10 protein-coding genes are annotated in these 14,849 nt (G+C 39.5%); all 10 read right to left on the bottom strand.

Features of this window, described 5'->3' with window-relative positions:
- Positions 1-7 precede the first annotated feature (7 nt).
- Complete coding sequence (locus B7E04_RS12075; protein ID WP_080778887.1) at positions 8-490, bottom strand: hypothetical protein; 483 nt, start codon at positions 488-490, stop codon at positions 8-10.
- Between the two features lie 25 nt (positions 491-515).
- Complete coding sequence (locus B7E04_RS12070) at positions 516-3,422, bottom strand: hypothetical protein (protein WP_080778886.1); 2,907 nt, start codon at positions 3,420-3,422, stop codon at positions 516-518.
- Between the two features lie 5 nt (positions 3,423-3,427).
- Positions 3,428-5,047 (bottom strand): T9SS type A sorting domain-containing protein, encoded by a 1,620-nt coding sequence (locus B7E04_RS12065; protein WP_080778885.1) that lies wholly within the window; start codon positions 5,045-5,047, stop codon positions 3,428-3,430.
- 297 nt (positions 5,048-5,344) lie between these two features.
- On the bottom strand, positions 5,345-6,067 hold the full coding sequence (locus tag B7E04_RS12060) for a sterol desaturase family protein (RefSeq protein ID WP_080778884.1): 723 nt from the start codon (positions 6,065-6,067) through the stop codon (positions 5,345-5,347).
- Positions 6,068-6,257: 190 nt separating this feature from the next.
- Positions 6,258-6,530, bottom strand: coding sequence for a hypothetical protein (locus tag B7E04_RS12055; RefSeq protein ID WP_062652335.1), 273 nt, complete (start codon positions 6,528-6,530; stop codon positions 6,258-6,260).
- Between the two features lie 37 nt (positions 6,531-6,567).
- Positions 6,568-7,914, bottom strand: coding sequence for a S41 family peptidase (locus tag B7E04_RS12050; protein WP_080778883.1), 1,347 nt, complete (start codon positions 7,912-7,914; stop codon positions 6,568-6,570).
- Positions 7,915-7,928: 14 nt separating this feature from the next.
- Positions 7,929-8,669, bottom strand: a complete 741-nt coding sequence (locus tag B7E04_RS12045; RefSeq protein WP_080778882.1) for a hypothetical protein — start codon at positions 8,667-8,669, stop codon at positions 7,929-7,931.
- A gap of 204 nt (positions 8,670-8,873) precedes the next feature.
- A complete protein-coding gene (locus tag B7E04_RS12040) occupies positions 8,874-9,800 on the bottom strand; it encodes a T9SS-dependent choice-of-anchor J family protein (protein ID WP_080780671.1) in 927 nt (308 codons plus the stop codon).
- A 66-nt stretch (positions 9,801-9,866) separates the two neighbouring features.
- The gene (locus B7E04_RS12035; protein WP_080778881.1) at positions 9,867-11,180 is read right to left on the bottom strand and encodes a hypothetical protein; all 1,314 of its coding nucleotides are present in this window, start codon (positions 11,178-11,180) and stop codon (positions 9,867-9,869) included.
- 300 nt (positions 11,181-11,480) lie between these two features.
- Positions 11,481-14,789, bottom strand: a complete 3,309-nt coding sequence (locus B7E04_RS12030; RefSeq protein WP_080778880.1) for a TonB-dependent receptor — start codon at positions 14,787-14,789, stop codon at positions 11,481-11,483.
- Positions 14,790-14,849: the final 60 nt, after the last annotated feature.

Raw genomic sequence — 14,849 nt, 5'->3', positions numbered from 1 at the left:
TCTGTGTTTAGTTTTTGTAGTTGTATTTGTATTCTTTAACGATTTTGTATACCGGATTTCCTGCTGCATCTTTATCCAGCTGCTTTACTTCTTTCAGTCGATTGGCAGTGTCATACACATATACCTCTCTGATCCCGGACGGCGGAGTAATGCTGGTTACCCCGATTAAAGGATCATAAGTGTAGGTAGTCATGGAAAATCTGTTATTATTTGTGCGGAAACTATCCAATGCAGAGATGAAAGTATCCTGTGTACTGATATCAATATCCTCATTCGATTTAGTAATAAGATTGGCTACTCCCTGAAGGGCTAAAGCCTGATTATAAGTAACACCTTCTATTTTGACTATAGGCTGGGTCTGATTATATCCCCATATGATCGATACAGCAATCCCATCCTTTGTTGTATACTGTAGTAAATTACCCTTATTATCATATCGGTCATAAGTAACTTCGGTTGCAAGACTACCGGTTAAATCAGTTGAACTCAAAGAAGTAGGAAGATAATGGCTGATATCATTGTAAAGCGTTTCCTACCTTACTAATTACCTTATTATTCTTTTTGTTCTCCGTTTCCAGTGGAATGCCTATCATATTGGCATTGATCAATCTTGTATTATTTTTTTCATGTGCATATTGATAATTTACCGTATTACTTACTCCGTCTGAAAAACTTTGTATGACTGACGTAGGATAATCTAAGGTGTTATAAACCGTATTAGTGGTTGCAGACACTAAACTCTGTACTCCATTTTGGTAGAAATAGGAGGTTTCAACTTTCTGTGTAGGTAAAGTAATTCCAAATTTTTCAAAATTCTTATACGGGCTTGTCAGGGCACAGCTCACTGCGCCATGATTTAAAAGGTCCTGACATCCCTGATAAGAAAACATTTCTGCTATCATATTATTTGCATACATATCTTTCAGTTTTACCCCGTCGTTTTTCTCATATGATGTACTTATATAAGTGTTAACAGTTTCACTGATCAGATGATTAGAAGAATCATATTTTTTCTCAGCTATAAGCTGGCCTCTCAGATAATCCTGATTAGGAATAGGAATAGGTTGAAGTGAGACAATAACAGTTCCTTCATTCGGATAATCAATTGGCGATCTGAATTTATATTCAGTTCTCCCTTTTTTAATATTATTTCCATCAACCTGCTCAACAGTAACATACTTATACCCAACATCACCACCCTGGGTTTTCTGTACCGGAAGGATATTATAGTCTGTTGTGATAGCAAACTGCGCACTGTACAATATGGTAGGATTGTTAATTGTATTTTGAAATGAATAGCTTTCTGATAATTTGAAAAGCGGTCGTGGAAATACTAAAGCACCGCTGCTTCTTTGTGAATCATCAATATTTTTATAATCATAAACATATTTCTTAGCAAATGCATTGGATGAATTACTATCGTAATAGGCTATATCCTTAATCCTTATTCCTCCTCCTTTGTAAGCTTTCATGTCAACGTATAACGGTTCAGAAGTATGAGCAACAAAAGTATCAAACGTATTTCCTGGAGTAGAAAAACCAAAATCACCGCTTAATGAGGCATAATAAACTCCCGGTTCTAAATAAACACCCGGATTAAATTCTGAGATAATCTCTCCGTTTGGATTAGGATTCAGGTTGGGACATGCTGGTGGCTGAGGCTTGTTACAGGTCTGGGCAGAATACTGGAAAGTATAAACTGCCGGCGTAAAAGTGTTATCTGCATTTTTTTTGAAAATCTGAAATTTCCAGTTATAATAAATCAAATTTCCCAGCAAAAGATTGAGATTAACAGTTTGTGCAGACTGAATAGAAAAAAATTCCTGTTTATAAAGATTACTGAACTGTCCAAAGTTAATACTAAATTCATAATCATTAGTTGTATTATATCCCGTTACCGGAATCATGGTTTCGTATTCTGTGGGATTATAACTGAATTCATTTTCATCAAAATTGAAAACTACTTTTCCTTTTGTAGGATATGTGATGGATTTGATAACATCGGTTGTTATAACAGGATTAAGGCTTAAACCACCTGCCATCATGTAATAACCCCAATCATCTTTTTTCAAAACTGACGAGTTCGTATTATAATCCAACAGATATTCGGAATTTTGGTTACCAGATGTAGTTCTGGTCACTTTTTTAAGCAACATTTTTTTAAGTTCTTCCACCCCGTTTAATGCTTGAAAATTGACATTGGAGTAGTCGTAATCCAGAACATATTTTTCGACATACTGAGACGAATTTTGTCCTATCATATTGGACTGAACCGACTTCAATTTATAAAGTTCAACCGGTTCTAAATAGTTGGAATCCTGCCTGCCTTTCTCGTAATTCAGACTAATTATACCTTTTCCGGCGACATTAATGCTGGTCAGCAATCTGGTCTGAGAAGTGTTGTAAACCGTCTGACTTTCAAATGAACCCGGAAGACTTCCATCCGTATTCTGGTTTTGACCTGTATTGTCAGTATAGTATACATTGCTTGCAAGCCTTCTCGTTATGGTAGGTGTTTCTTTAAACTTAACGAATGATAAAATATCGTAGTTAAATTCTACCAGATTCATATCATTCTGATCATTGATTTTTACCAGATGAAATGATGTGAAATAATCTCCGATATCCACGGTAGGTATTAAATCACCAACCCCTGTTCTTATCCCGATTTTCACCGTACTGATGTCTTTTTGTGATTTTTCTTTAGCGTCAAATAAGTATTTTATTCCTTTATCATCCACAATAACAAATGATTGAATGGCACCATATGAATCAATTTGTCCGCATGATATTTTTAGATTGTTTTTATCTAATTTTTCAACTACATATGTATTATCTGGTTTTTTAACAACATAAAATCTTCCTGAATAACCTGAAAAATTATACTGATAGAGATCATATTCCGTATCAAATTTCCCTATTCCTGCATCAAATGTATAGTCATTAAAATTAAATGTAAAATCATTATTGATTATTTTATAAGTTGGGTTGTAAAAATGGTTGTAAATACCAAATTTAACCTTAGGCGGGGAAGAAAAAGCAACAGTTCTGGTTTTCTCATCCGGCCCACCACCTCTTACGGTTCTGGTTATTGTTCCTCCTGCAATCAAACTCCAGCCTAAGCCTGTTTCTCCTGATCGATCCTCTGGCTTGGCATTCAGGGGATGGTATCTTAATTGTACATCAATTTTAACATTTTTATTAGTAGTCGGAATAGCAATTAATGGAATATTAATATCAGGAATCCCTGTATAATGGCTAACCGGAACTTCTTCAAACTTCATTAGGTTATTGGAAGTTGGCGCAGCCGAAAACATTTCGTTAATATTCCCTACATAACTTTTCCCTTCTCCCTGAGATAGCTGAGCGTGGATATTATGAATGGAAAATAGCAGTAAAAAAAAGTATTTATAGTGTCTCATGTGTTTTATTTTTTAATCAGTTTAGCATTCGCCGTTTTATTCGTATCCGTCTTTATCGTCACCAGATATGCCCCCTGAACCAAATTCTGTGTATTTATTTTCGTCACCTTATTCTTAGTCTTCAAGCTCTGAAGCTGTCTTCCGCCCATATCATACAATAAAATATCAGCCTCTTTGAATTCGAAACCTATTTCCACATAAGCATACTCTGAAACCGGATTCGGATAGATTTTAATATCCTGCTTTTCAATCAGCTTATTGATCTGACTGTCTCCCAGCTTCACAATTTTCCAGTTTTCTTTTCCTAATTCCTCTGCACTGGTTCCTGCAAGAATAATTGAGCCATCCCTGTTCAGTTTTATATCCGAAAGTCTCTCTTCTCTTTTTCTGGATTCTCCTTTTACATGTTTTCTCCATTGTTCATTACCCTCCTGATCCAGATACAGCATCCAGAAGGTTTCATCCTCTGCCTCAATCCTTACTTCAGCCTGGGTATAACCGCCTAAAAGAATTCCTTTAGAAGACTTATCATCTGCGGAATGAAGCACGCTCGCTCCCATCAGAATATCACGGTTCCCAAAATTGTAAGATTTCTGCCAGATCTCTTCACCTCTTTCATTTAAGGAAATCAGCCACAGGTCCGTTCCCTCTTCAATTCCAACCGATTTATTCCCTGATCGTTCGGATCTGGATTCTCCAGCGATTAAATATCCTGCTGATGTTAAAGCCAGTGTTCTCAGATGATCATCTCCTTTTCCTCCAAAGTTCTTTTCCCATTCTGTTTTTCCGGATTTATCAAGTTTTACAATCCAGTAATCGCCTTCACCGAAGTTATCTGAAGATTTTTGTACAGAGGTAAAATGTCGGGTGTCGGGTGTATTGGTGCTGCCTGTACTTTGTACATTAGACATTTTACTTTGTACAGCATTACTTCTGGAATAGATCCCCAACAAAGCACCGCCATCTCTGGTTGGAATTATTTTCTCTACTTCATCCAATCCTTTTCCTCCAAATACGGATTCTGACACAATTTTACCGTCCTTATCAAGCTTTACAATCAAAACATCTTTTGATCCGTAACCTTTTGAAGAGTTCTGTACATTACCAGCGACAAAAAATCCAAAATCTGTAGTCTGAATAACCGATCTTGCTTCCTCATCAGATGCTGATCCTAAAGTTTTCTGCCATAATTCATCTCCAAATTCATTCAGTCTGATCAGCCAGATATCCGCTCCTCCTTTGGAATCTTCTTTTTTATCCAGACCTTTTCCAGAGTAAGAAGTTCCTGCAATCAGGAATCCTCCTTCCTGAGTTGCTACAGAAGCGGAAAGATAATCGTGGTTTTGTCCGGAGAAATATTTTTCCCAGACCTGCTCACCCTGTTGATTGAGTTTTACTAAATGAAAATCGTAACCATTATTCTGCTTTCCTGTTCCCTGAGGCTCTCGAAGGGAACCTGTCTGAATAGAACTTCCGGTTATCAGATACTGCTGATCAATAGTTGTGGTTACCTGGCTTAAAAAATCCTGGGTAGAAGATTTGATATCTTTCTGCCACAATACTTCCTGGGCAGACAGCCCAACAAGCGTGCATAAAGTATATGCACCAACATAGAATTTCTTCATCTGCTTATGTTTTAGTTTAAGGTTAGTTTTTATTATTTCGTGGTAAATTTAACTTTTTTTAACACACCACAAGTCTCTTTAATGAGATTTAACACAGAAAAGATCACTTACCGGTGTCTTTTTCTGCCTATTTGATTTCTGTAAAACAAAGATATAAAGGCAAAGCGACAGAAGATGACGTATAAAAAATCATCAACTGAAATACATAAATATTTTCCAGTAGTCAATAAAAAATTTAAATCAACAAACTGCGATGAAATAAAAAATGAATAGATTAGAAAATGTTATCCGTATTTACTAAAGATACGTTCCAAAAATCCTGTCCCAGATAGAAGTATAAAAGCCAAAGTTTTTATTTTCCGTTACATGATGCTGATTGTGAAATCTCGTGGTTCCTACAAAAAGCCGATCAAACGAGGCCGGGAAAAATTCCCTGTTGAGATGACCTATGGTTCCCCAGATGAGATTGATCATTAAATAAAGGCTAATGGACGCTATAGAAAAGTCATAGCAGATCAATAGGGCCAGGATCATGACTCCGAAACCTATCGTTTCAAAAGGGTGAAGTACAAAAAGGCTTAGAAAATTGGTACTTACATGCTCATGATGTCTTCCATGGAGCATTTTGTACACAAAGGGCAGATGAGCTGCATAATGAAAAAAGTACATCAGCAGATCCATCAGAAGGATTAAGGCAAGCGTTTCGAGAAGCACTGAGGTCACAGACTGATTACCATCAAGACTGATCCAGCCTGTTTTCCATAAAAAAGCCCCTAAAAGCATAACAAAACTATTGCAGATAATGGTGAGAAGGCTTAGATAAAAATCTGATCCGGTGACAGGATGGCTTTGTTCCTGAAGCTGTGGTTTGGGACATGTCTTTTCAATGAAAGCAAAAAGGCCTATTGAAAACAGGAACAAAAGAATATTCGACAGCAAACTGAATATCGCCCACTGCAGCCATGAAAACTGCCAGAATATATCTAAATAACCTGAAAAATCTAATCCATTAAGACCCATACATTTCTCACCTGTGAACTAAGCTGATAAATGTATGAATTAACTCTTAAAATATCAAGCCATTGCTCATATTTATAGTGTATCAGCATCAATCTGCCTTATCTGCGTGATAAAATACCAGTCATAAAGATTCTCTAAGATTTTGCAGATAAAGTGGATTTTTTTGATTAAAAGCTAAAAATCCGTAAGATCATTTTTGCCGCTGTTTTCTTCTTAATTCCTTCACCTGTAAAGTCAGCTGTTTACGCAGATCGTCATGATATTGCCGGTAATTTTTTATGCTTCTTTCCAGCTGTTTTTTCTGCGCCAGATAATCTTCATAGAGTTCGCTCAGTTCCGAGATCCTGGAAATCATATCAGAAGGCAAAATATGAGGATCCCCAGCCGTTTTCTTGAGAAGATCGCGGTAATAATCCATACGGTCGGTAAGGCTGCTGTGAAATTTAGGTTCTATTCCCTGCATGGTTGTTGGGTTTATATATTATATTTTAAAAAGAGGTTCACTTTCCGATGGCTGCAGAAGGCGTATCACTCTGAAATAAAATCTTAACCTTTTTGTCCAAAGCATTATCACCTTTTGATTTTAAATAAATTTTGTTCAGGGCAGATGAAATCAGGGTTTCTTCTGAATCTCCCAAAGGAAGCAACGGCAGCGAAGCATATTCACTGACGGCAATCTGCGGGGAAATCCCCGTACTGTATGCCCCTTCCCCATTGGCATTGAATACCTTATAAATAACCGGATGAAGCTGCCATGAAATCTTTTTGGGCTTTCTCTTGTCTTCCACCATGAACCCGGCCATATCTTTACCAAGAGTAGCATCTCCAACCTGGAGGACCTGCATATACGGTTTAAGATTATTGATCACTATTTCCGATGCGGATGCCGTACTGTTCGAGGTCAGGATGTAAACTTTATTCAAGCCCAGGGCATTCGCACGAAGCGTATTGAAATCAAGAGCTGCCGGATCATATTGAATCTGTTCCGCAAAGGTCCGTTTAACCTCACCTCCGTTTTTATTGCCTTTGTAAATAATAAATGGTGAAGCTGAGGAAATTCCGGAAGGGATCAGTGAACACAATGCCGCAGCTGAAGCCACTGAGCCACCATAATTGTAGCGGATATCAATAATGAGATCCTGAATTCCGGCTGCTTTGAAGTCTGCAAATTTCTGATTCAGGGCCTGCGTCATGCCGTCCGGGAAATCGTAGATGTAAAGATATCCTGTCTTTTTCCCGTTCTTTTCAAATATTTTGGATTCCAGGGGCTGTTCAAAAGAATATCCGTAATACACCGTGATGTTTTTCTCCTGTGCAATATGGTCATTTTCCCATTTCCCAACGGTTAATTCTATAACCGTCTGATCTTTGATTGAAGAGGTCAGGGCTTCTGCATTCGCTGCGGTGATTGCTTTACCATTAATCTTTGTAATCATCATTCCTCTTTCCAGCCCTGAATTAAAGGCAGGAGAGTTTTTCATGACCAGTTTAACGGTGGTTACAACACTTCCGTTGGCCAGCTGGATCACGGCATAATCAAAACCGTACATATTCCGCACCGAACGTGGGTAAGAAGAAGGGTCCTGGGTGTCTACGGCAAATGAAAACCTGTCCTGGGAAGATAAAAGGCTTTTAAAGAAATCCTTCACCGGCAGATGGTAATCCGGTTTGGCAGGCATCTGGTCCGCCCAGTAGTAATACCTTTTCATGCTGTCCTGTACCCACAGGTTTACAGATTCCCTGCTGCCATCCGGGAAACGCGGCACCTCATCATCATTACGGTTGCATGACAAGATGAAAATAAAAACAGCAGCAAGCAGCAGCGAAAAATTAAAATATTTCTTCATACACCTAATTGCGATTACAGATAATCTGCTACATCAATATCCCCTTTAACCGTGAAAACGCCGTTTTCCAGTTTCTCCTGAAGAACGATAAGGTTGGCACCCATATCCTGTTTTATCTTCACTTTAATGATCTCAGATCCGGTATAAGGCGTAGTGCTATCCGGCTTGTACAGTTCCAGATAGACGGGCGCTGTATTGCTGAAATAATTGTAGATTTTTACCGCAGTAAAACTTTTCTTTTCTATATGATCGAATTCTGCCAGTACTATTCCATTTTCTCTTCTCAGAATTCCTTTCACCCCGGAAAGTGTGGTTCCTGAATACTCTCCAAGATTCGGGAAAATAAATTCGAATCCTACTTTTCCAAGATTCACCTGTGGCTTTACGGCAGAGGCCTGAAGAAAAATTCCCGGAAGATTGAAGAAATTGAGGGTTTTATACTCGCTGATATTGTCGTAGCTGATATTGTAATGGGCAATTTCGGTACCTGTTTGATGATTATAGATCCCGAGTCTGTCCGTTTCTCCTTCATCCAGGACAAATTCAAGTTTCGTTTCTATTTTATCGGTATAAGAAGTATTTCCTTCAATGGATACCGGAGTTCCGTTCAGTCTCAGCTGAATCACATCCGGTTTTGAATATCCCTTAACCGTAATATCAGCAGGCTTCTGTGATTTATCAATCGGCTGCATCACGCTGTTATCTGAACAGGAAACAAGTAATGTAAAAAAAACGAGTGCAATGAACTTCTTCATTTATAAAATTTTAAATTAAAAATCAAACTCAGAAATATTGTCCCGCCCGTTACAGGTACGGGACAATAAAATAATTATAAAAACTAAGTTGGATATGTTGATGGTCAAAGGGTTTAGCGGGGAAGCGTCAACCTCTTCTGACCTGCTAAATTCTCAAGTCAATTCCTGCAGAATATTCTGAAGGATGATGGACAAACCGAATGATTATTTTTTAATAAACTTCAGTTTTTCCGTAGTTTTTTCATCAGAAACCTCAGCCATATACATTCCAGCCTGCAATGCTGCTACATTAACAGATCTGCTGTACGGAGCTGAAAGGACTTTCTGCCCGGCCATATTATAAATGGTGATCGTAGTGGCATTAGCTTTAAATTCTGGATTTAATTGCAGCTGAAGGAATTCCTTTACCGGATTTTCTCCTATTTTCGTTAAATTTTCTTTCTTCTTAGTGTCTTTAGTTCCCAGGAAAGTGGAAGCGTAAATAGCCATTTCATCAATATTGATATTCTGAAGGTTATTACCGCTTGGTTTTCTGTTAGACCACATTCCGATATAGATCTTTTTACCCGCAAAAGCTGAAAGGTCAACAATACTTTCGTTAAACTGAGTCAGGTCATTAGGAAAAGGGTTAGCTACAGTTCCGGCAATGACGCTGTAAGGGCTTGGAATGTCATTTCCGCCAGAATCTACAGTCATAGCCTGAAAATCAGCCAATGTAGGGACCGGCTTCGAAGGGGTGCTTACATAAATAAACAAATCACGCCCGATGTTGAAATGAGTAGTTCTCTGTCTTCCGATATACGCTGCTAAGCTGATGGTACCGGATGCTCCCTGCAGATCAATCGGCGGAGAAATAATCCAGTCGTTTTCACTGGCAAAACCGGCGGCATTCCCTGTTGGAACAAGGCTTACTGAATATCTCAGAACTCCTGCAGTACCATAAGTAAGGGCATTTGTTCCGTTAAAATAGATGTTTTGCCCCTGAACCCAACCGTTTCCGTTATTATTCAGGTCATGGAAAGTCCATCCCTGAAGATCGGCAGATGTCTCAAAAGAATTGCTCCATACCAAAGCCTGGGCTGCAGCAGCCTGTGAAAGCAATACAACAGATAATAAAAATAATTTTTTCATAATACAGATTATTAGAGATTTAAAAAAAGCAGGGAAAGACATGGGAAGCTTCCCCTGCATTTAAAATTATTCTACAATAGAGAAGTTATATTTTGTCCAAGTTCCCTGGAAGTCTCCACAATTTCTAGGAGCTACGTTCCATGGTCCTACGTTGAAGAATGGCTGAGTCATTCCCCAAGCTGAAGCAGTGCTTCCTGTAAGAAGGTTAGCAGCAGGGATTCCCGCAGTTCCTGTACCTGTAACAGAAGTTGTGAATCCATGTACATTGATGCTGCTTAAAGTAGAGGCTGAAGACAGTTCAGAACCTGTACCTTCTACTTTGATTCCTACAGGATATCCTGTTACTACAGCATTGCTTAATGTTAATTTACCAGCTCTTCTGATGTGGATACCATTCTCATATATAGGCCCTGAAGGATTTGATGTAGGAAACAACACATTAGTACGTGATCCTACGATGGTAAGATTATTGATCACCGGGTTTGTGATAAGCGGTGTAGATGTACCTGTAGAGTTGTTATCCAATTCGATACCGTTGGTATCAGAAACACCACCACTAAAACTGTGTGTAGAATTGTTATCAGCTAAAGCAAGAGCACAAGTGATAGTTCCGGTATATCCGTTGTCAAAATCGAAGTTATCATCATCCGGAGCGAAAGAAACAAGGTTAGAAGCATTAACAGTTCCTCCGAAGAATTCGAAAGAATCATCCTTACCGTAAGAAACCTGGATGTGGTCCAAAGTAGTTCCGCTTCCTACAGCTCCTAAAGTAAGACCGTTGATTTCATTTCCAGAGTTAGGTGCCAAAAGGTCGAATCCTGCAAATTCAATACGAACATATTTCATGATACCCCCGTTGTGAGAAGCATTGCTACCTCCGTAATAGAAGTCAGAACCTGTTAATCCTTCGATAGTTTTAGTATCAGGCGTGTTTGCCGGAGCATCACCTAACATGATTACCCCTCCAAAGTCACCAGGAGCAGCTGTTGTATTTTCATCTCCATCCAACAGTTTATAACTTGTAAAAATGATCGGCTGTGTAGCAGTACCTGTAGCATCGATAGTACCCGTTTTAGAGATTACAAGAACTCCTGTAGGGGTATTGGTAGTATTAGGTTTTGCTTTGATGAAAGTTCCAGGCTGGATCGTTAATTTAGCCCCGTTCTTTACTGTAACGATACCGTTGATCTCAACTACACCACTCCATGTAGTGTTTGTAGTGATATCTCCGCTTACAGAAGTTACCGGAAGCGCAGAAGCAGTAATATATTCAGCAGAAGCAGACTGCATTTCAAACGGAGTGGAAGAATCCGCTAAATGATCATTTTGACAAGCAGTAAGAGATAAAGCTGCAGCAGCAATTAAAGTTAGTTTTTTCATTGTTATAATTTTTAGTAGACCCGGTGATGTTCTTTTTATAACCGGATTTTTTAATATTTAGGAATATCCGCCTCTATATTCCTGCGATTTGGTTTTGGTTTCATCCGGCATTCCATGAGGTGCTGTCCTGCCGGTGTTCCCTGCTTATCCGCTATTGTCCGGGAAAAAACAACGGCGTCCGGTTTTTCTCTGATCCGGTACTGGTGTGCGCTTCATCAGTATTGATCCGGCTCGTCTTCAGGATTCCGAAACCTGTACATTGCATCAGTGAGCTCTTTTCTTCTATTTTTATAATGTCTTTTAAAATGTATAATTCACGCTTAAACCGAATATCCTTCCGCTATAAGCTCTGAATGTGATTTTATCAATGTCTTTGTCATACTTATCCGTAGCCCCGGGCAGAAGCTTCCATGCCTCCCTGTCTGTTGAGATGTTACTTCCTCCGGATCCATTAGGAACCGAATAGGAATTGAAATTGTTATAAAACTCCTTTACCCTGTTGAAAAGGTTTCTGACATTCAATTTCACCTCCAGATTCCTGTCTTTTAAAAATTTATAGGAAAGCTGGGCATCAGCTACAGCATAAGGCCTCTGTATCTCCTCGCCGTTATAATCATACCCTACCGTAATGTACTGGTCACCCTTGGCATTGTATAAAAAGCTGGCCCCGAAACGGCTTCCGTCATAAGTGATTCCTAAATTGTAGGCATAAGGAGTCTGTCCGTACAGCGGTCTTTCCACTTCATAGGTTTCCCCGTTATCTCCTGTTTTGTATTGATCTTTGAAAGCAATGACCTTGGTGGTGTTATAGGTGAAGTTTCCGCTTACAAAAAGCTTTTCTAGAAAAGTTTCATGAGCAATAAATCCGAGGTTTTTACGGACTTCCACTTCTAGCCCTTTCAGCTTTGCATTTTTAGAGTTTCCATTGTACAGGAAAAGATTCCCTTCATTGGAAAGACGGCCTTCCCGCTCAATGGGTCTGTCAATATCCTTGTAATAAAGTCCGGCGGAGAATATTTCACCAAGCCCCGGAAACCATTCAAATTTGAAATCATAATTATTCACGACCGAAGAGGTCATTTCCGTATTGTAAATCAAACCGTTGGCAACCGGATCAAAATAAGGCAGTCCTGTTCTTTCATTAAACTGAGGACGGATCACCGTTTTGTTATACGCCAGCCTTACATTGATCTTATTCGTTGGGCTGTACGTAAAATTTACGGATGGCATCCACTGCCATGGTTTATCATAGATCGGTTCCTTTTTAACCGTCTGGTTGTCTGAAAGATCCATCTGCTGCGAAATAAGATCATATTTAAAATATTCTGCACGAACACCCCAAACCAACCTGAGTTTATTTTTCCAGCGGTTATCAAACATCACGTAATAGGCATTTTGGGTTACTTTTCCTTCATACTTGTCATTCCTGTACAAGGGTCTGGTCTGCCAGCCTATTCCTCCCGGAGCATATCTGGAACCGTCAAACCATTGAGACAAGGCACCGTACATGGTGATATAACCTTTTTCTATATTCGGAACATTCCTGTTTTCATCCACTCTTAAAAAGAACTTTTCCTGCTGGTTCGTATTGTTTTTGATCACTCCGGCGTAACCGGCCTTTATATCATTTTTAAAGTTTCCTTTATCCAGATTCCATTTCAAGGAGGCTCCGTAATTGTAATCTGTTTCTTCATTGGCGATGTATCCTCTGTAAAAGTTAGATGCCGAATTGTATACAATATGATAGGCCATAATCTCGTTTCCTATGAAATCATATTGGGTCAGATACTGCGTATAGTCTTTGGTATCAGATTTCACGCCTGTTCTTGCGGCAAACCAGTTGATTTCTGCATTTCCTATTTTGTGACTTCCTTCCAGCTTGTTTTGCAAAAGCGTCTGGTAAATAGGATAATTGGTATTGTCGGTATAAGGTTTGTCCAGATCCTTGATCTGTGCAGGATTGTTATTCGGAATAATTCCGTTGTAAAAATAATTATAGGATGCTTCTGCATTAGCTGCCATTCCGCTTCCTCCGGTATATTCATTCCATCCGGTTACCCTGGTCAGCGTATTATCGTAGATATGGGTGTAGGAATTACGGAAGGATATTCTGCTTTTTCCCAGCTGTAATCCGAAATTCAGCATTCCGGCTACGGTAGAGTTATAATTGTATGAAGCTCCTTTGTTTTTGAAATTATAAAATACAATAGGTCTTGTTCCGTTGGCCTCCCAGTTGGGATCATAAGGTGCTGTGGTATCCAGCCAGTTTCCCCTTCCCGTATGGTCTATATCCAGCATATTCTGCTCATTTCTTACCGTAAATGCACCGGCAAATCCCCATTTGTTATTATTTTTCAGGGCAAATGTTCTTCCTAACGCCACCTGTATATTGGATCCCATATCACCAGTTGTGCTGTAGGTGCTGAAATTATCATTGCTGAATCTTCTGGACTGTTCAAAAAACAAAGGATTATTCCAGTCCGTCGGTTCAAGACCTTTAGGGAAATCCCTCGTACCGTCATCATACCCGAAATAATCATATTTTCCACGCTTGCGGGTAAGGAATTCTTTGAACGCCGACTGGTCATTATAGGAAGTTCCCACACTTACCGTCGTAAAATTTTCATTGGGAATATCTTTGGTTCTCACTTCCACATAGCCACCTGCAAAGCTGGCATTCATATCCGGGGTTGCCGTTTTGCTCACCACAATACTTTCCACCATTGCGGTCGGGATAATATCAAATGAAAAGTTCTGGTTGTAGGCTTCCGTACTCGGAAGGTTGATTCCGTCCATTGCTGCGGTATTCCAGCGTTCTCCCATGGAACGTACCACTACATATTTATTATCAATCGTTGTAATTCCCGTTACTCTTTTCAGGGTGCCCCCCACATCGTTATCCGGGGTTTTTGCAATCTGTTCTGCGGAGATTCCGTCACTCATCTGGGCCGCTTTTTTCTGCTGGGCAAGAAGTCCGGCCTGGGTATCTGCTTTTCTGGTACCGGTAATCACAACTTCCCGGATATCCGTTATTTTTTCCGGGGCCTGCTTCATCGCAAATGATACCGTATTGGTTTCATTGGTAATGATTGAAAGTTTTTCTACCCGCAGCGGGCTGTATTTTGAAGCTTTTACGGTAAGCGTATAGATTCCCGAAGGAAGATCTGCCGCAAAATCACCGTTGTTATCTGTTATAATGGTTCTCTTAGCGATGGTTACTTCCGCTCCAGCCACCGGATTTCCCACTTCATCCACGATCTTTCCTGAGATCCTTCCCTGTCCTGACACAGAGATTCCTGTTCCTTCATATTTTATTGAAATAAGATCCCCGCGGAGGCGAAATGCTACCGGAAGCCCGCTGGTAATATCTTTAAGACAGTTATTAACCGTAGTATTTTCACATTTTACCCCTTTCACCTTCAGCTCTCTGATATCCGTTTTGGAGTAGGCCAGCCGCATTCCCGTTTTTCCGGCAAAATCTTCCAGAACCTCAATGAGAGGCCTGCTGGCCGGAACAGAAAATGATACTTTCTGGACCAATTCCTGTGCTTCGGCTGCTACCGTAAAAAATACTGCTGCAACGGTAAGACCGCATTTCAATCTTTTCATATGTACAATTTCTCTTTGATTAAAAGTTTTATTTTTTTAAAGGGTAATTTTGTAGGGTAA

The organism is Chryseobacterium phocaeense (genome assembly GCF_900169075.1).
Lineage (GTDB): Bacteria > Bacteroidota > Bacteroidia > Flavobacteriales > Weeksellaceae > Chryseobacterium > Chryseobacterium phocaeense.
This window is presented reverse-complemented; position numbering and strand designations above follow the sequence as displayed.

Excerpts from the sequence above, each read along its gene's own strand:
- B7E04_RS12070 (WP_080778886.1), bottom strand. The coding sequence starts at position 3,422 with ATGAGACACTATAAATACTTTTTTTTACTGCTATTTTCCATTCATAAT.
- B7E04_RS12065 (WP_080778885.1), bottom strand. The coding sequence starts at position 5,047 with ATGAAGAAATTCTATGTTGGTGCATATACTTTATGCACGCTTGTTGGG.
- B7E04_RS12060 (WP_080778884.1), bottom strand. The coding sequence starts at position 6,067 with ATGGGTCTTAATGGATTAGATTTTTCAGGTTATTTAGATATATTCTGG.
- B7E04_RS12055 (WP_062652335.1), bottom strand. The coding sequence starts at position 6,530 with ATGCAGGGAATAGAACCTAAATTTCACAGCAGCCTTACCGACCGTATG.
- B7E04_RS12050 (WP_080778883.1), bottom strand. The coding sequence starts at position 7,914 with ATGAAGAAATATTTTAATTTTTCGCTGCTGCTTGCTGCTGTTTTTATT.
- B7E04_RS12045 (WP_080778882.1), bottom strand. The coding sequence starts at position 8,669 with ATGAAGAAGTTCATTGCACTCGTTTTTTTTACATTACTTGTTTCCTGT.
- B7E04_RS12040 (WP_080780671.1), bottom strand. The coding sequence starts at position 9,800 with ATGAAAAAATTATTTTTATTATCTGTTGTATTGCTTTCACAGGCTGCT.
- B7E04_RS12035 (WP_080778881.1), bottom strand. The coding sequence starts at position 11,180 with ATGAAAAAACTAACTTTAATTGCTGCTGCAGCTTTATCTCTTACTGCT.
- B7E04_RS12030 (WP_080778880.1), bottom strand. The coding sequence starts at position 14,789 with ATGAAAAGATTGAAATGCGGTCTTACCGTTGCAGCAGTATTTTTTACG.